13 protein-coding genes are annotated in these 16,068 nt (G+C 70.2%); 5 read left to right on the forward strand and 8 right to left on the reverse strand.

The features are described from left to right. Window positions 1-33: 33 nt before the first annotated feature. Window positions 34-2,127, reverse strand: coding sequence for a SpoIIE family protein phosphatase (locus FHR32_RS02640; RefSeq protein WP_184752654.1), 2,094 nt, complete (start codon window positions 2,125-2,127; stop codon window positions 34-36). A gap of 738 nt (window positions 2,128-2,865) precedes the next feature. Between FHR32_RS02640 and FHR32_RS02645 the strand changes: the two genes are divergently transcribed. The 5 genes from FHR32_RS02645 to FHR32_RS02665 all read left to right on the forward strand — a co-directional run bounded on the left by FHR32_RS02645 (window position 2,866) and on the right by FHR32_RS02665 (window position 7,155). Continuing rightward, window positions 2,866-3,108, forward strand: a complete 243-nt coding sequence (locus tag FHR32_RS02645; protein ID WP_184752656.1) for a hypothetical protein — start codon at window positions 2,866-2,868, stop codon at window positions 3,106-3,108. A gap of 197 nt (window positions 3,109-3,305) precedes the next feature. Further along, entirely contained in the window at window positions 3,306-4,817 is a 1,512-nt protein-coding gene (locus FHR32_RS02650) for a hypothetical protein (protein WP_221465614.1), read from the forward strand. Window positions 4,818-4,824: 7 nt separating this feature from the next. Beyond that, a complete protein-coding gene (locus FHR32_RS02655; protein WP_184752658.1) occupies window positions 4,825-5,580 on the forward strand; it encodes a LamB/YcsF family protein in 756 nt (251 codons plus the stop codon). Between the two features lie 40 nt (window positions 5,581-5,620). Further along, the gene (locus FHR32_RS02660; protein ID WP_184752660.1) at window positions 5,621-6,283 is read left to right on the forward strand and encodes a 5-oxoprolinase subunit B family protein; all 663 of its coding nucleotides are present in this window, start codon (window positions 5,621-5,623) and stop codon (window positions 6,281-6,283) included. Continuing rightward, a complete protein-coding gene (locus FHR32_RS02665; RefSeq protein ID WP_184752662.1) occupies window positions 6,280-7,155 on the forward strand; it encodes a 5-oxoprolinase subunit C family protein in 876 nt (291 codons plus the stop codon). Before FHR32_RS02660 ends, FHR32_RS02665 begins: the two co-directional genes overlap by 4 nt. Window position 7,156: 1 nt before the next feature. Here FHR32_RS02665 and FHR32_RS45710 read toward each other — a convergent pair whose 3' ends face one another. The 7 genes from FHR32_RS45710 to FHR32_RS02695 all read right to left on the reverse strand — a co-directional run bounded on the left by FHR32_RS45710 (window position 7,157) and on the right by FHR32_RS02695 (window position 16,048). Beyond that, on the reverse strand, window positions 7,157-7,288 hold the full coding sequence (locus FHR32_RS45710; protein WP_281390821.1) for a hypothetical protein: 132 nt from the start codon (window positions 7,286-7,288) through the stop codon (window positions 7,157-7,159). Between the two features lie 49 nt (window positions 7,289-7,337). Next, window positions 7,338-7,742, reverse strand: a complete 405-nt coding sequence (locus FHR32_RS02670) for a DNA glycosylase AlkZ-like family protein (RefSeq protein ID WP_312882635.1) — start codon at window positions 7,740-7,742, stop codon at window positions 7,338-7,340. Further along, window positions 7,715-9,445 carry an ABC transporter family substrate-binding protein gene (locus FHR32_RS02675; RefSeq protein ID WP_184752664.1) on the reverse strand — a complete coding sequence of 577 codons (1,731 nt, stop codon included), beginning with the start codon at window positions 9,443-9,445 and terminating at the stop codon, window positions 7,715-7,717. The genes FHR32_RS02670 and FHR32_RS02675 overlap by 28 nt, the downstream gene beginning before the upstream one ends. A gap of 12 nt (window positions 9,446-9,457) precedes the next feature. Then, a complete protein-coding gene (locus FHR32_RS02680) occupies window positions 9,458-11,590 on the reverse strand; it encodes a dipeptide ABC transporter ATP-binding protein (RefSeq protein ID WP_184752666.1) in 2,133 nt (710 codons plus the stop codon). Continuing rightward, window positions 11,587-12,498 (reverse strand): ABC transporter permease, encoded by a 912-nt coding sequence (locus FHR32_RS02685; RefSeq protein ID WP_184756327.1) that lies wholly within the window; start codon window positions 12,496-12,498, stop codon window positions 11,587-11,589. The genes FHR32_RS02680 and FHR32_RS02685 overlap by 4 nt, the downstream gene beginning before the upstream one ends. Window positions 12,499-12,506: 8 nt before the next feature. Then, window positions 12,507-13,490: an ABC transporter permease gene (locus FHR32_RS02690; RefSeq protein WP_184756326.1), complete on the reverse strand. Its 984-nt coding sequence runs from the start codon at window positions 13,488-13,490 to the stop codon at window positions 12,507-12,509. A gap of 215 nt (window positions 13,491-13,705) precedes the next feature. After that, complete coding sequence (locus tag FHR32_RS02695; RefSeq protein WP_184752667.1) at window positions 13,706-16,048, reverse strand: AAA family ATPase; 2,343 nt, start codon at window positions 16,046-16,048, stop codon at window positions 13,706-13,708. Between the last annotated feature and the right edge of the window lie 20 nt (window positions 16,049-16,068).

The raw sequence follows: 16,068 nt of genomic DNA on the forward strand, positions 1-16,068 counted from the left end.
GATACCCGAAAGCAACCCTTATGACTGTTTCATTCAGTCACTCTTCGTGGCTGGAGGGACGTGAATCGCCAGCACCGTGACATCGTCATCCTGCTCATACCCAGACAACATCCGATCTACGAGGAAATCCAGCAACATGTGCGGGCTTCCGACGACTTCGGGTGGCGCTTCGGTTACAACAGAGCAAAGTTCAGCGAGTCCGGCATCCAGCCCACGCTTCCGGTTCTCGACCAGACCATCCGAATACAGGACGGCGGTGTGCCCGGGCGGGACGCAGAAACGGAACTGCCTGCGGCTGGTCGGCCAGCCGAGCGGGGTGCCCGGCTCTCCCTCGCACAGAAGCGGCACGCCCTGCGGCGAGACCAGCAGGGGCGGCGGATGGCCGGCCAGCGCCAGCGTCCCCTCCCCCGTGCCGGGTTCCACGACCATGTAGGCGAGGGTCGTGACCTGCTCTTCTTCCTCCGTGGCCTCAAAGACCCTGTCCAGGCCGGTGAGAACCGCCGCAGGCGGCGGGTTGGTCAGCGCCAGGGCCCGCATGGCGTTGCGGATGCGGCCCATACCGGCCGCGGCCTTGACGCCCTTGCCCATGACGTCGCCGACGACCGCCGCGACCCGGCCGTCCTGCAGCACGAACGCGTCGTACCAGTCACCGCCGACCTGCACGTGGCGGCTTCCCGAGCGGAAGCGCTGAGCCAGCACAAGGCCGCGCACCACCGGCAGGCGATCGGGCAGGAGGCTCCGCTGGAGCGTCTCGGCGGTGCGGTGCTCCCGCTCGAACAGGGTGGCCCGCTCGACGGCCAGCGCGCACTGCCCCGCGAGGGCCTCCAGGAACACGCCGTCTTCCTGGGAGATCTTCTGCGAGCGGGTGAAGGAGAACCGCAACGCGCCGAGTGCGCGTCCCGCGGCCAGCAGCGGCAGGCCGACCCAGGCGCGCTCATCGCTGTAGACGACGAAGTCGTTGACGGTCTCCTCGTCGCCCCCGGCGTCCACGAGCTGGGAACGCAGGCTTTCGGGTGATTCAGCGAAAACCGGGCGGCGGCTGTTGACCGCCATGGTCATCACGCTGGAGTGCGAGAGCGGGATCTCCTCGCCGGGCGCGCCGGGAACATCCGGGATGCCACCGCCGTTGACCAGCTTCAGCACGGCCCGGTCGACGTCGAGCAGGGCCACGGCCGAGCGGTCCGCCGCCAGTGCTGTGCGGCCCACATCGATGATGACCTGGACGACCTGCTCGACGGTCAGCGCCTCGGCGAGCAGCGCCGTGGCGCCCTGGAGCCGCGCCGTCCGCAGAGCGGCGGCGCCGAGCTGGTCGGTGAGCCGGCCGCGCATCTCCTCGGCCTCGCGCTGCGGGGTGACGTCGGTGTTGGCGCCCACCCACTCGACCACCCGGCCATGCCGGATGATCGGGACCGCGCGCACCTCGAAGTGGCGGTAACCGCTGGCGCGGGTGCGGACCCGGTAGTTCCACTCGAACATGATCCGGCCGCGCAGCGCCTCCCGCCAGGCCTCCTCCGCGTGCGGACGGTCGTCGGGGTGGACGGCCTCCAGCCAGCCGCGCGCGAGGTATTCCTCCAGGCCCTGGCCGGTGATGGCACGCCACTGCGGTGCGTCCTCCAGCACGGCCCCGCTCGGGGCGGTGATCCGCACCAGCTGGGACTGGGCCTCGACCAGCGAGCGGTAGCGCTCCTCGCTGCGTCGCAGGTCCTCCTCGACCTGCCTGCTCTCGGTGATGTCCACGCCGACCAGGCAGACCGCGCGGAGCGCGCCCTTGTCGTCATGGATCGGGGAGAACGTCAGCGACCAGTGATGGGTCTGCCCGTCCGCGGTGCGCACCCGGATCCGCTGGTCCGTGTCGACCCGGCTGCCCTCGACGACGCCGCGGACCGAATCCTCCACGAGTGCGGTGAGGTCGGCGGAGAGCAACTCGCCCGGGGCCCGGCCCACCAGGCGCTCGACCGGGAGGCCGACCACGTCGGCGAAGACCTCGTCGACCCGCTGGAAACGGCCGTCGGGGTCGAAGAACGCGAAGGCGAACGGCGACTGCGACAACAGGCCCTGCAACAGGCCGGGGTCTGAGATGTCCATACCCGACTCCCGGGGACGGGGCACGGAGGTTTCGGCGCTCACGGTCGGCACCTCCGTCGCGTGCCAGGGTCTCCCACGAGGCACATCTCCAAACTTGCGAATTGGCGTAGCGCGGCTCCGGGGGACCGGATCCTGCAGTACATCATCGGCGATGGGTGTGTGCGGACGGAAGCCCCGCCCATGATGCGGTCGGCGCATACTACGGACCTTCCCGGCCCGAAGGCCGGGAGTTCCGCGCTAACGCGCCAGGTTCCCGGCGTGGGCGTCGCCCGGCCACCGTTCCGCCGGAGCCGAATGGTGGCGCTGTCTCCCACCGTGTCCGCCCCCCTCCGAGGGTCGCGGCGGCAGCCGCACCGCGGTGCGGGTGGCCCGGCTCCTCCCGCGTGTCTCACGTCCTCGCCCTCGCCGACCTGCGTCGGCCTGAGCCCGACGTCCCTCCCACTGCCCTTTCGAAACGCCGGCATGATCGCCGCCGACGCCATCGAACGTATGCGGCCAGGACCCTAGCAGGATCAAGCCGGACCGTCCCGACAACTGCCCACCTCATCTCCATCAGCGTCCCAAGCAAGATCAGGCTACTGACTGATTGGCGATTTGGCTCCCCCTTCGGGGACACTCGTTTACTTCGGAGTCGACAAATCGAGTCAGGATTGGTGTCAGCTTCGGGTGTTGCGCACGGAAGACTTGACACCTGCTTGATAAGTTGTGGAATGAGAACGCACGTCCCCGCCGTCCATCCGGGGGATCGCTCCCCGGGCAAACCGGAGGAATGCGACACACATGCCCGCTCTCGTCATCAGCTTCGCCGGCGGCACGACGACGTCTCACGACCCGGTGAACAGCGCTCTGACCGCTGAGTTCGTCACCGTTCCACTCGACACCGTGACACGGTGTGTGGCCGACGTACGGGCTTGCGCCGAGCATCTGGGGGTCGACGCGACGCCCGAGATGGTCGAGCGTGTCGCTCGCGAGCATCTGCTCGCCCTCGTGAACTCCGCGCCGCCGCCGCGAAGTCCCCGGTAACATCGGGGTCACCGGGCCGTGTTCTACGCACCGTTTGGCCCGGGAATGCGAGAAGGTTGGGGCGTGAGCGAGCAGAGCGAGCGAGCCAATCAGCGCAGCGGCACCGGACTCATACGGCCGACGGAGGAGCCCGCTTGAGCCGGCGACACCGTCGAGATCCCAGAGAGAGCCAGTCACCGGACGAGGTGTTCTCCGAGATGTTGGTCGCCGCCCGCGAACTGCTGGCCGTGCGCAGCCCGCTGGACGCCGAACTCATGGTCTCCGACATGGTCGGGGCCTGGTGGGGGCGGCGTCTGCGGCGGGGCGACGCCGAGCAGGTTCTCGGTGAGGGGCTGGTCGACTACGCGGCGAAGGCCGGCTCACCCGCCGCGCTGACCCTGCTGATCGCGCTGGCCTATCTCGGTACCGCCCGCCAGGCCGCCAAGGCCGAGGGAGCGGCCCTGGCGCTCATCGAACGCGACGTGGCCCGGCCCCGCTGGGCCGACCGGCTGGGCGCGGTGAAGCCGACCGGGTGCTTCGTCTCCCGCGACGCCTACGGCGACCAGGACACCGTGGTGTGCACCTTCGGCTACCGGGGCGCCGACAGCGGCGAGGACCGGCACGCGCTGGTGGTGGTCGTCGACTACAACATGCGGGGGATCGCCCGCGACGCCTGGGTCTCCTCACATGTGGAGAAGCTACTGGAGCAGGCCGGCGCCGAGGCCGGGGCCAACCCGATGCTGAGGTTCGAGGAGATCGAGCCGCAGCAGGCCAGGGCGCTGCTCGAATCAGCCATGAAGGCCACCCTGGAGTACGGCGACCGCAGGACGACCGCACCGGTCAGCGACAGCTACAGCGCCTACCACGCCTTCGCCCGATCCCGGATCAAGGCGCTGCCGCCTGGCCGCAAGCGCCCGGCCCCGCTTCACAGCGAGGCTCCCTACAGCCGCGACCGCCGGGCGATGCTGGCGGCGGAGTTCCTCGCCTCGGACGCGGCCGAGCACCTGTCGGACCCCTCGGCGGCCTCGCGATGCGCCGACCACATCATCGACTACGGCTGCGACCAGGATTTCGGCCGCCCGCTGCGGGTGAGCCCGACCAAATGCCGGACGTTCCTGCTGGACTGGCTGCCGCGCAAGATCATGCTCAGCCCTGCCGAGCAGGAGGCGGTGCCGTACGTGCTGGGGGCCTGGGCGCGCTTCGCGGCGCGCCGGACCGGGCTGGCCGACGAAGGCGTGCGCGCCACGCTTGACGCGATCTGGGAGGCGACGGCCACGTTCGCCGAGGCCTACCGCGACCCGACCACCTTCGGTCTCGACCGTGACCTGCTGGAGCGGCTGCTACCGGATGGCGACCTGTCTGCGCTGGCCCGGCGGGTGTTCGCCTTCCCGTTCCTGCTGGGCACGCACGGCGAGGTGAAGCTCGACCTGCTCAACCCGGCGGATGAGGCCGACCGCCGGACCCTGCTCGGCATCGATCACGGAGGCGAGCTCGACAGGCCTGACTACGACGAGCATCTCGCCTGGCACGAGGAGATCGCCGGCCGCCTCTGGGAAGGTGACCCGCCGCAGCTCTGGGAGGCCGCCCAGCGGCTGCTGGATCTCGGCCACGACCGGCACGACGTGCTGCACGTGCTGATCGAGATCGCCGAACGGATCGGCGACGACCCCGAGGAACTGGCCATCGCCCTCGATGACATCGCGGACATCCCCGACGAACCTCCGGTGTAGGTGAACCATGACGATCGATCTCAACGCCGACCTCGGCGAAGGCTTCGGTAACTGGAGACTGGGCGACGACGCGGCCATGCTCGACGTGGTGACCAGTGCGAACGTCGCCTGCGGGTTTCACGCCGGCGACCCGTTGATCATCCGTCGTACCTGCGCGGCAGCGGTGGACCGGGGTGTGATGATCGGCGCCCAGGTGTCCTACCGGGATCTGGCCGGATTCGGGCGGCGCGAGATGGAGGTGGACGCGGAGGAGCTCTGCGCCGAGGTGCTGTACCAACTGGCCGCGGTGGACGGGATCGCCCGGGCCATGGGCGGCCGGGTCTCCTACGTCAAGCCACACGGCGCGCTCTACAACCGGATCTGCCGCGATCCCGAGCAGGCGGAGGCGGTGGTGGCGGCCGTGGTCGACTACGACCGCAGCCTGCCGATGCTCACCCTGCCCGTTTCCGCCGTCCACGAGATCGCCGCCCGCGAGGGCCTCTCCACCGTTACCGAGGCGTTCGCCGACCGCGCCTATACCCCTGCCGGGACCCTGGTCTCCCGCCGCTCCCCCGGCGCCGTGCTGCACGACCCCGCCGAGGTCGCCGCCCGCGCCGTGCGCATGGTGACCGCCGGGACGGTGACCGCGGTGGACGGCTCCGAGGTCGCGATGGACGCGCGCTCGATCTGCGTGCACGGCGACACCCCGGATGCCGTGCTGCTGGCGCGGGCGATCCGTGACGGCCTGCTGGCCGCCGGAGTGACGCTGAAGGCGTTCCGGTGAGGCCGGGACGATCCACCGGAACGGTCCTGTGGAGGAGGGGATGACACCTTCCCGGACCGGGACCTCCGGCCGCGAGGTGGTGATCCGCCAGGCCGGAGACCACGCCCTGCTGGTGGAGACCGGTTCGCTGGAGGTCTCCCACCGGCTGGACGCCCTTCTGCGGACCCGTCGTCCGGCCGGGGTGGTCGAGATCGTGCCCGGCCCGGCCACCGTCCTCGTCACCGCGCCGGGTGCCGACCTGTCCCGGCTCCGTTCCCGGCTCTCCCTCCTGCTGGCCACGGCGCGCGACACCGGCGACGCCGCCCCCGCGTCCGGTAGGACCGTGACGGTCCCGGTGGTCTACGACGGCGCCGATCTCGACGATGTGGCGGCCCTGAGCGGGCTGTCCGCGCGGGAGGTCGTCGAGCGGCACACCGGCCGGGATCTCGTGGTGGGCTGGCTCGGCTTCGCCCCCGGATTCGCCTACCTCATCGGGCTGGACCCGGTGCTGCACGTACCCCGGCTGTCCACTCCCAGGACCGCGGTGCCGGCCGGAGCCGTGGCGATCGCCGGCCCCTACTCGGCGGTCTACCCCTCGGCCTCGCCGGGAGGCTGGCGGCTGCTCGGGCGCTCCCTGCTGGCGGTGTGGGACGTGGCCGCCGATCCGCCCGCCGTCCTGACCCCGGGCACCCGGGTACGTTTCCAGGCGGTCACCGATTCATGATCGAGGTCATCGCGCCGGGCCCGTACGCCACTGTGCAGGATCTCGGCCGTCCCGGCTACGGCCACCTCGGCGTGCCCCGCTCCGGTGCCGCCGACACGCCGAGCCTGCGGCTGGGCAACCGCCTGGTCGGTAATCCGGAGAGTGCCGCCGGGATCGAGCTGACCTTCGGCGGCGCCCGGTTGCGTTTCATCCGCGGAGCCTGGGCCGCCGTCACCGGAGCCCCCTGCCCGCTGGAAGCGTTGTGGTCCGGCCGGACGGCCGCGCCGGGGATGGCCGCGCCGTTCTGGGTGCCGGCGGGCGGCGAGATCCGCATGGCGACCCCCTCCGCCGGTCTGCGGACCTATGTCGCGGTCCGGGGCGGCATCGACACGCCTGCCGTGATGGGGAGCCGGTCGACCGACTCGCTCTCCGGCCTGGGCCCTCCTCCGCTGCGCCCCGGCACGATCTTGCCCGTGGGGCCGACCGATGGCCTGCCCCCCATCACGGTGGACTCGGCGCCGCCCCGTGCGACCCCGCCGGATGTGCTGCGGGTCCTGCCCGGTCCCCGTGACGACTGGTTCGTCCCCGGCGCGCTGGCCGCCCTGTGCGCGCAGCCGTACCGGGTGGCCCAGGACAGCAACCGGGTCGGCGTGCGGCTGGAGGGCGCCCGCCTGGAGCGCGCCCGTGAGGGGGAACTGCCCAGCGAGGGCATGGTCACCGGAGCCCTCCAGGTGCCGCCCGACGGACGGCCGATCGTCTTCCTCTCCGATCACCCTCCGACGGGCGGCTATCCGGTCATCTCCGTCCTCGCCTCGGCCGACCTCTCCAGAGCCGCCCAGCTCCGCCCCGGCGACCTGGTCGGTTTCCGTCTCGTCCGGCACCCCGGCGGATGACCTAGGCCAGAAGGCCGGCGATCCGCTCGGTCTCGGCGGCCAGGGCCGCAGCCGGGACGTCTTCCAGGAGGTCGACGGTGACCTTGCCGCTCTTCGCCTCCCAGACTCCGGCCACCCGGCCCTGGTGGACCACGACCGGGGAGATCCAGCCGGCGGCCCGTAGCAGAGCTCGCCGAGAAAGCTCAGCGGCTTGAGCAGGGCGCCCCAGCCGGAGGTGAGCGGCTCCCTGAGGTGGTCGTCACCGGTGACGTCGATGACCCCGTCCCCACGAGCTCCTCCCGGGTGAGCACGCGGCCGTCGAGCGCTCTGGGGACCGCGTCGAGGATGGCGGCGACCTCGGCGGCGGTGACGCCGTGGCCACGCTGCCACGACCCCTTTTCCCAGTTGCGGAACGCGCCCAGGACCGCGGTGAAGGAGGCCAGCTCGTCGGCGGGGACCAGGTGCAGGGTGCCGCGCGCCGTCCAGGTCTTGACCAGGGTGCGCTCCTGCCACAGGGCCCCGCCGACCTCGCCGGGGCGGGGGGTCTCGATCTCCGGAGAGCCTCTTCGGCGGATGCGGGCTACTTCACGAAGCCGATGTCCTGATATTTCAGGTCATAGAAACCTCGGGCGCCGTAATTGGCGACGGTGTCCTTGACGGCGACGTTCTGCGGGCGCTGGTAGAGGGTCACCACGTTCACCACCTCCCAGATCAGTTTGTCGGCGGCGTTGGTGTCGGCGATGGCCCGGACACCGTCGAGGTCGGCGGTCGCCTTGTTCATGGCGGCGTCGATCTGCGGCGATCCGATGCGGCCGAGGTTGGCGTTCCACTGCAGCTGCCCCCTGGAGTCCTTGGTGGCGTTGGCGTACTGGCCGTAACCGCTGGAGACGGGGAAGGGCGTGCCCACATAGGCGAAGGCGGTGATGTCGTAGTTGCCGGGGATGACGTATTTGGTGAAGTAGTCGTCGCTGGGCACCGCGTGGATGGTGACCTTGACGCCGATCTCCGACAGCATGCTCTGGATGATCTCGGCCTCGGACTTGGTGAGCTGCAGGCCGGACGGCATGACGAACCGCAGGGCCAGTTCCTGTCCGTTCTTCTTGCGGGTCTGTCCCGAAAGCTTCCAGCCGGCGGCGTCGAGCAGCTGCTTGGCTCTCTCGACGTTGTAGACGCCGATCTCGCCGGCGTTGTCCTGGTAGCCCTCCTGGGTGTTCATGAAGAAGTGGTTGTTGAGCAGGACGATGGGCCAGTCCAGGCCCTGCAGCTCGGACTGGGCGATGGCCTGGCGGTTGATGCCCATCGCGATGGCCCGGCGGACGTTGACGTCGGAGAGCACCGCGCTCTCGCCGTTCATCGTGATGTGCCGGAAGTCGGGTCCGGCCGCCTGCCGTACGATCGCTCCCTGAGTGCTCTTGGCCCGCGCGTAGTCGGGCGCGGAGGGGCCGACGTCGAAGGTGTCGAGCTCGCCGTTGCTGAAGGCGCCGACCAGCGCGTCACTCTCCAGCACCCGGTAGATGATCTTGTCCAGTTTGGCCCTCTCCCCCCACCAGGCGTTGTCCCGGACGATGGTGATGGTCTTGGCCGTCTGGTCGAAGGACGCGAACTTGAACGGACCCGCGGTCACCGGGATCTTGTTCAGCCAGCCGTCGTTGAATCCGGCGGGGGTGGCGTTGGTCGACTTGGGGTACAGCGGCCCGAACAGCGACTGCCAGTCGCCGAAGGGCTTGGCGAAGGTGATGACGACCTCGTAGGCGTCCTTGCCCTTCCTCACGCTCTCGATGTCCTGGTAGCCGGTGGTGCCCGCGACCCGGTAGTCGCCGTTCTTGCCGTTCATCGCCTGCCACTGGGCCTTGTAGTCCTCCCAGGTGATGGGCTTGCCGTCGGACCATCGGGCGCTCCGGTTGAGCGTCAGCCTGACGACCTGCTTGGGCCTGTCAGCCGTGACCTTCCCTTCTGACAGGTAGTCGGTGTTCGGGGAGATCTCTCCCTTCTCGTTGGAACGGAAGGCCGAGGGCATGAGCGCGTCGATGACTTTCTTGACCGTCGCCAGGTTTCCGTCGACTTGGTTGAGGTTCCAGTTGGTCGGATACTCGTTGAGCCCCCAGCGGAGCAGACCCCCGTCCCGGACCCGGTCCCGGGCGACCGGGTTGATGTCGTAGGCCTTGACGGCCGAGGCGGAACCGGCAGACGACTCGTCTCCGCCGCTCGGGCCGCCCCCGCTCCCGCCCTGGCTGCCACAGCCGGCCAGGGCCAACGAGCCGGCCACGCTCAGAGCGGCGACGAACGCGCCCACGCGCCGGATTGATATCACGGTTCCTCCTGGTTATACGACTTTTAGTTTCTCGGCGAAGTGACACGCGACGCCGTGGTCCTCCTCGAGCCAGCGGACCTGGGGCTCCTCGTTCACGCACCGCGCCTGGCCGGTCTCGTCGAGGGTCTTGAACTTGGGACAGCGGGTGTGGAAGCGGCAGCCGGAGGGAGGGCTGGCCGGGCTGGGCAGGTCGCCTTCGAGCAGGATGCGCCTCCTGGAGCGTTCCCTGTCGGGATCGGGCAGTGGGATCGCCGACAGCAGCGCCTGGGTGTAGGGGTGCATCGGGGTTTCGTAGACCAGATCGACCTGCCCGATCTCAGCGATCTTGCCGAGATACATGACCGCGACCCGGTCGGCGATGTGCCGGACCACGGCCAGATCGTGCGCCACGAACAGATAGGACAGGCCCAGCCGGTTCTTCAGGCCCTCCAGCAGGTTGATCACACCTGCCTGGATGGACACGTCGAGCGCCGAGACCGGCTCGTCCAGCACGAGCAGCCGGGGTTCGAGCGCGAGCGCCCGGGCGATGCCGATGCGCTGGCGCTGCCCGCCGGAGAAGTCCTGCGGGTAGCGGGCGGCGTGGCCGGGGTCGAGGCCGACGAGATGGAGCAGTTCGCGGACCCTCGGGCCCGGATCCCTGGTCCCGTGCGTGCGCAGCGGCTCGGCGACGATGTCGTAAACGGTCATCCTCGGGTCCAGCGACGCCAGCGGGTCCTGGAAGACGACCTGCATGTCCCGCCGGATCGCCATCCGTTCGCGGGCGCCCAGCCTCGCCGTGTCGCGCCCCAGCACCGTTATCGTGCCGCTCTGCGGCCTGGCCAGCTCCAGGATCTCCATCAGCGTGGTCGTCTTGCCGCAGCCCGACTCGCCGACCAGGCCGAATGTCTCCATCCGGCGGATGTCGAAGCTGATGCCGTCCACCGCGTGGACCGTGCCGATCCGCCGCTTGAAGATCGTCCCTTTCATCTGGGGGTAGTGCCTGATCAGGTCCTTGACCTCCAGCACCACGTCACGCTCGTCGCGCGGCGGCCGTACCGGCGGCGGCTCGGCCCCGCGCGCGTCCGGGCCACCGGTCCCCGCCCGGTAGATCTGCGTGGGCGACCAGCCCTCCGCCTCGATCTCGGCCGAGCGGATGCAGGCGACCAGATGGCCGGGGGAACCCACCGGTTCCAGCGGCGGCTCCGCCTCGGTGCAGGCCGGGACCGCTATCGGGCAGCGCGGCTCGAACGGGCAGCCGGGTGGCAGCGCCGCCGGCGACGGCGGATTGCCCTCGATCGGCACCAGCGGCTGCCCGGCGCCCCGGTCCAAGCGTGGGACCGAGGCGAGCAGACCCATGGTGTACGGCATGCGCGTGCGGTAATAGACCTCGTCCACCGACCCGATCTCGACGGGTCGTCCGGCGTACATGACCAGGACACGGTCGACGGACCCGGCCACCACCCCCAGGTCGTGGGTGATCATGACGATCGCCGCGCCGGTCTCGTTCTGTGCCCTCTTCAGCACGTCCAGCACCTGGGCTTGGATGGTGACGTCGAGCGCGGTGGTCGGCTCGTCACAGATGATCACATCGGGATCGTTGGCGATCGCCATCGCGATCATCACCCGCTGGCGCATACCGCCGGAGAACTCATGCGGGAACGCCTTGGCCCGCTGGGCGGCGCTGGGGATGCCGACCAGGTCGAGCAGCTCGACGGCCCGCTCCGCGGCCTGCCCCCTGGTGACCTTCTGATGGATCCGCACGGCCTCGGCGATCTGGTCACCCACCCGGTAGACCGGGGTGAGCGCGGAGAGCGGGTCCTGGAAGATCATCGAGATCGTCTTGCCCCGGAACGCGGCGAGAGTCTTCTCGGACGCCCCGAGGATCTCCCTGCCCTGCAGCCGCACCGAGCCGGTGGCGTGGGCGTGCGGCGGGAGCAGGCCCATCACGGCCAGCGACGTCACCGACTTGCCGGACCCCGACTCGCCGACGACACCGAGCACCTCGCCCGGACGGACCGTGTATCCCACTCCGCGGACGGCGCGCACCGCGTCGGGACCGGAGCCGAAGGTCACGTTGAGGTCGGTCACCTCGAGAACCGGGTCGGTCAGGTCCACCCTGCCGGGCCGGGCTCCTGTGCCCGCCCGGCGCTCGTCACACTCTCTCATCGTCCACCTCTCTTCGCGGTGGGGTCGAAGGCGTCACGCAGGGAGTCGCCGACCAGGTTGACCGCGAACACGGTGACGATCAGCAGTCCGGCGCAGAACCAGAAGGTCCACGGGGCGTAGACGGCCGTCTTGGCACCGTCGGCGATGAGGCTGCCCAGTGAGACGTCGGGCGGTTGGATGCCGAAGCCGAAGTAGGACAGGGAGGTCTCGGTGAGGATCGCGGCACTGACGTTCAGCGTGGCGTCCACGGCCAGCAGCGAGGACATGTTCGGGATGACGTGCCGGAAGATGATCGTCGCCGGGGGGACACCCATGAACCTGGCCGCCTGGATGAACTCCCGCTCCTTCAGCGAGATGGTCATGCTCCGGACGATCTTCGAGGTGACCATCCAGAGGAAGAGCGCCAGCACGAACACGAACAGCACCCACTGGCCCTCGGCGAAGAGCGGCGACATGATCGCCAGGATCAGGAAGGCCGGGAGCACCAGCATCAGGTCGGTGACCCAGGTCAGCGTCCTGTCGGCCCAGCCCATGAAATATCCGGCGAAGGCGCCGACCACGGCTGCCAGCGTGGTGCCGACCACCGCCGCGAGCAGCCCCACGACCAGCGACTTCTGCATGCCGCGCAACGTGACCGCGTACACGTCGGCACCGGTCTGCAGGGTGCCCCACCAGTGCTTGGCGGATGGTGGCTGCAGGAACGCCATGAAGTCCTTGTCGGTGTAGCTCCACCTGCCGAGGTAGGGGCCGACGAACGCCAGCAGGAACATCAGAGCCAGCAGCGCGGCCCCGATCCTGCCCTGGACAGAACGGAGAAAGCGGCCGACGACCACCCGCAGCCGTGACGGCGCCCTGATCCTGCCGACGGCCGTCCCCTGCTCGGCGAGCTCCTCGTCCGCGATGGTCATCTTCTCGCTCACCCCACCCGCACCCGGGGATCGAGGACGGCGTGGAGCACGTCGGAGACCAGGGAGGCGACCAGCACCGCGAAGGCCGCGAAACAGCTGATCGCGGCCACGGTGTTGACGTCGTTGGTGGAGATGGAGTTGACGAGTTGCTCCCCCATACCGTGCCAGCCGAAGATCTTCTCGGTGAAGGTCGTACCGACCAGCAGCGAACCGAAGGTGAAGGCGAAGTAGGTGACCGCCGGGATCAGCGCCGTGCGCAGCGCGTGCCTGATCAGCGCGGTACGGCGGCGCAGCCCCTTGGCCATGGCCGTGCGGATGAAGTCGGCCCCGAGCACGTCGAGCATCATGTTGCGCTGGTAGCGGCTGTAGACGGCGATCAGCCCCAGCGAGAGCGAGAGCGTGGGCAGGACCAGATGCCGGCCCCGGTCCGCCAGCTGGGCGAGGAAGCCCCCCTGCAGCCCGGGAGAGGCCTCACCACTGACCAGGAACACCTGGGCGTCGACCAGTCCGTTGAACCACACTCCGGCGATGATGAGGATGTTGGCCAGCACGACCGTGGGGACCGCGAGGACGACGAAGGAGACACCGGTCGCCAGCCGGTCGAACACGCCGTACTGCTTGACCGCCGCGCAGGCACCGACCAGCACGCCGGCGACACTGCCCAGGACCAGTCCGATGGTGATCAGGCGCAGGGTGACACCGGCCCGCCGCGCGAGGTCGTCCCTGACCGAGTCGCCGGTCACCGTCTTGCCGAAGTCGCCGTGGGCGACGCCGCCCGCCCAGGTCAGATAGCGCTCGAACAGCGGGGTCCTGTCGTTCAGGTTCAGCTCGGTGAGACGCGCGTCGATGACCGCCGGGGGGATCGGCGGGTTGCGGCCCTCATAGTTCGACCGGGGATCGAGCGCGCCGGCCGCCAGCATGTAGGCCAGGCTTGTGGCGACGACGATCAGCACAAGGTAGTTGAGCAGCCTGCGAAGAAGGAATCCCGCCATCGTCTCCCCTCCGAGGTCCCTGCTGTCGGTGGCCATCCTGCTACATCTTGCGCCCGAACAACTACAGAGAGTCCTCAATCAGGGGTGCGATCTCGGTCAAGGGCTGTGTCCGCCGCCCTCACCGCGGAGGTCCACCGGGCGGCACACGGGTCACCCGTGACGGGGCGGGCACGCTCAGGTCGTCGCCCGGCGGACCCGTCCGCGCACCGCGCGGGTCATCGACCGGCGAGCTCGTCCACGGCGGCGCGCAGGTCGGCGCTGGTGATCGTGGTCAGGTCGGCGGCACTGGCGGTGCCGTCTCCCAGCGCGGCCAGGCGCACGTCACGGCGCATCGCGGCACGCTCGAACAGCGAGCGAGCGAACCGGCCGTTTCCGAGGCCGTCGATCAGTCCCTCGTCACAGACCCAGGTGAAGACCTCGGTCAGGTCCCGGTGGGCGGCCTCGTCGAAGCGGTCCCCCGCCCGCTCTGCCAGCAGCCCGGCGATCTCGGCCAGCTCGCCCGGCGTGTAGGACGGGAACAGCACGCGCTGGCTGAACCTGCTGGCCAGGCCGGGATTCGTCGCGAGGAACCCGTCCATCTCCCTCTCGTATCCGGCCAGGACGACCACCAGCCGGTCGCGGTCGTCCTCGGCCCGCTTGAGCAGCGTCTGCACGGCCTCGGCCCCGAAGGCGTCGCCCCCGGCGTAGCCCGAGTTGACCAGGCTGTAGGCCTCGTCGACGAACAGCACCCCGCCCAGCGCCCGGTCCACCAGCTCGTTCGTCTTGATCGCGGTGGCCCCGAGATGCTGGCCGACCAGGTCGGCCCGCTGGGCCTCCACCACGTCGGCCTGGGCGAGCAGCCCCAGCGCGGCGAAGATGCGGCCGAGGATGCGGGCCACGGTGGTCTTGCCGGTGCCAGGCGGCCCGGCGAAGACGAAGTGCCGCATCTGAGGCGGGGTCGGCAGGCCCCGCTCCTGGCGCATCCTGGCCACCCTGAGCTGCGCGGTGATCGCGTGGACCTGTCTCTTGACCGGCTCCAGGCCGGCCATCCGGTCGAGGTCGGCGAGCGCCTCCTCCAACGTGGGCGTGGCCTGGTAGGCGTGGAAGCGGACGGTGAGCTCGCCGAAGGCCTTGACGACGTCCTGCGCGGAGGTGGTCACCAGGTCCTCGGTGGTGGGTGAGCCGCCCGCGCCCACCACCCGCACATCCCGGGCCTGGGCCGCGGCCTCCACAAGGCTGCGTACGAACCGGGCGTTGCCCAGCTCGTCCACGATGGCGCGCCGGTGCACATCCTCGAACCGCGCGAGCAGCGCGGGTCCGGCGTCCCCGGCCATCCGGTCACCGCGCCGTCGCTGCAGCAGCTCGGTGATCTGGAGCAGCTCCTCCGGCGCGTAGCTGGGGAAACGGACCCGGCTGGCGAACCGGCTGGACAGGCCGGGATTGGAGGACAGGAAGGCGGACATCTCCTTCTCGTATCCCGCCAGGATGATGATCAGGCGGTTGCGGTCGTCCTCGGCCCGCTTGAGCAGCGTCTGCACGGCCTCGGACCCGAACCGGTCGGGCTGGCCGTCGCCGGAGTTGATCAGGCTGTAGGCCTCGTCGATGAACAGCACCCCGCCGAGCGCCCGGTCGATCAGCTCGTTCGTCTTGATCGCGGTGGCCCCGAGATACTCCCCCACGAGGTCGGCACGCTGGGCCTCCACCACGTACGGCGTCTCCAGCAGGCCGAACGCGTAGAAGATCTTCGCGACGGTCCTGGCCACGCTGGTCTTGCCGGTGCCCGGAGGGCCGACGAACACGAAGTGCCGCATCGGCGGCTCTGTGGAGTATCCGGCCTCCTTACGGAGCCGCGAGGCCTCGATCGAGGCGGCGATGGAACGCACCTGCTCCTTCACCGGAGCAAGGCCGATCATGCTGTCGAGCTCGCCGAGGGCCTCCTCCACCGAGATCGGGGGCGGCCCGGCCCGCTCGCCGGTCGCGGCGACCGGCTGCCCGCCCTCGCGGACCCGCAGCCGGGCCGGCTGTCCCTCTCCCGCCAGCGCGGCCCTGACCTGGCGGGCCTGGACGAACCGGTAGACCAGCACCGCGGCGGCCACTCCGTACGCGGCCCACAGGACGCCGCCGGGCCACAGCGAGGCGAGCACGAGAGCCACCAGGGCGGCCGGAGCCAGCGCCATGAGCGTGGTCAGCCATGGAGGGACCCAGCGGATGAGGTGGGCGATCCCGGCCACCGGGAGGGCGAGGAACATCAGCCCCGCCGGAGGGACGGGCTGTGCGCCGTACAGGCTCTGGAAGATCAGCAGGAGCAGCGGCCAGGCCGCCACCACCACCAGGGTCGCGGCGGCGCGGGGGAAGCGGAGCGTCAGGGCCATGAAGGCGAGCAGCGTGAGCGCGCCGAAGAACGCGGTGAACGGCGACCAGCCCATGCCCAGCGCCAGACCGACCGCGCCGATCAGCAGCACGACATGGATCAGCCTGCGCAGGAACGCTGAGAGCTGGAAATAACGCAGCCTGACGTGTTCGAACGCATCCCGTGCCGCCGCGCGCCCCGCCGGCCGGGCCCTGTCGGGCTCCCGCATCACGCCTCCCCGGTCCGACC

This window comes from Streptosporangium album (assembly GCF_014203795.1).
In the GTDB taxonomy this organism is placed as follows: Bacteria; Actinomycetota; Actinomycetes; order Streptosporangiales; family Streptosporangiaceae; genus Streptosporangium; species Streptosporangium album.

Excerpts from the sequence above, each read along its gene's own strand:
- FHR32_RS02645 (WP_184752656.1), top strand. The coding sequence starts at position 2,866 with ATGCCCGCTCTCGTCATCAGCTTCGCCGGCGGCACGACGACGTCTCAC.
- FHR32_RS02650 (WP_221465614.1), top strand. The coding sequence starts at position 3,306 with ATGTTGGTCGCCGCCCGCGAACTGCTGGCCGTGCGCAGCCCGCTGGAC.
- FHR32_RS02655 (WP_184752658.1), top strand. The coding sequence starts at position 4,825 with ATGACGATCGATCTCAACGCCGACCTCGGCGAAGGCTTCGGTAACTGG.
- FHR32_RS02660 (WP_184752660.1), top strand. The coding sequence starts at position 5,621 with ATGACACCTTCCCGGACCGGGACCTCCGGCCGCGAGGTGGTGATCCGC.
- FHR32_RS02665 (WP_184752662.1), top strand. The coding sequence starts at position 6,280 with ATGATCGAGGTCATCGCGCCGGGCCCGTACGCCACTGTGCAGGATCTC.
- FHR32_RS02680 (WP_184752666.1), bottom strand. The coding sequence starts at position 11,590 with ATGAGAGAGTGTGACGAGCGCCGGGCGGGCACAGGAGCCCGGCCCGGC.
- FHR32_RS02685 (WP_184756327.1), bottom strand. The coding sequence starts at position 12,498 with ATGACCATCGCGGACGAGGAGCTCGCCGAGCAGGGGACGGCCGTCGGC.
- FHR32_RS02690 (WP_184756326.1), bottom strand. The coding sequence starts at position 13,490 with ATGGCGGGATTCCTTCTTCGCAGGCTGCTCAACTACCTTGTGCTGATC.
- FHR32_RS02695 (WP_184752667.1), bottom strand. The coding sequence starts at position 16,048 with ATGCGGGAGCCCGACAGGGCCCGGCCGGCGGGGCGCGCGGCGGCACGG.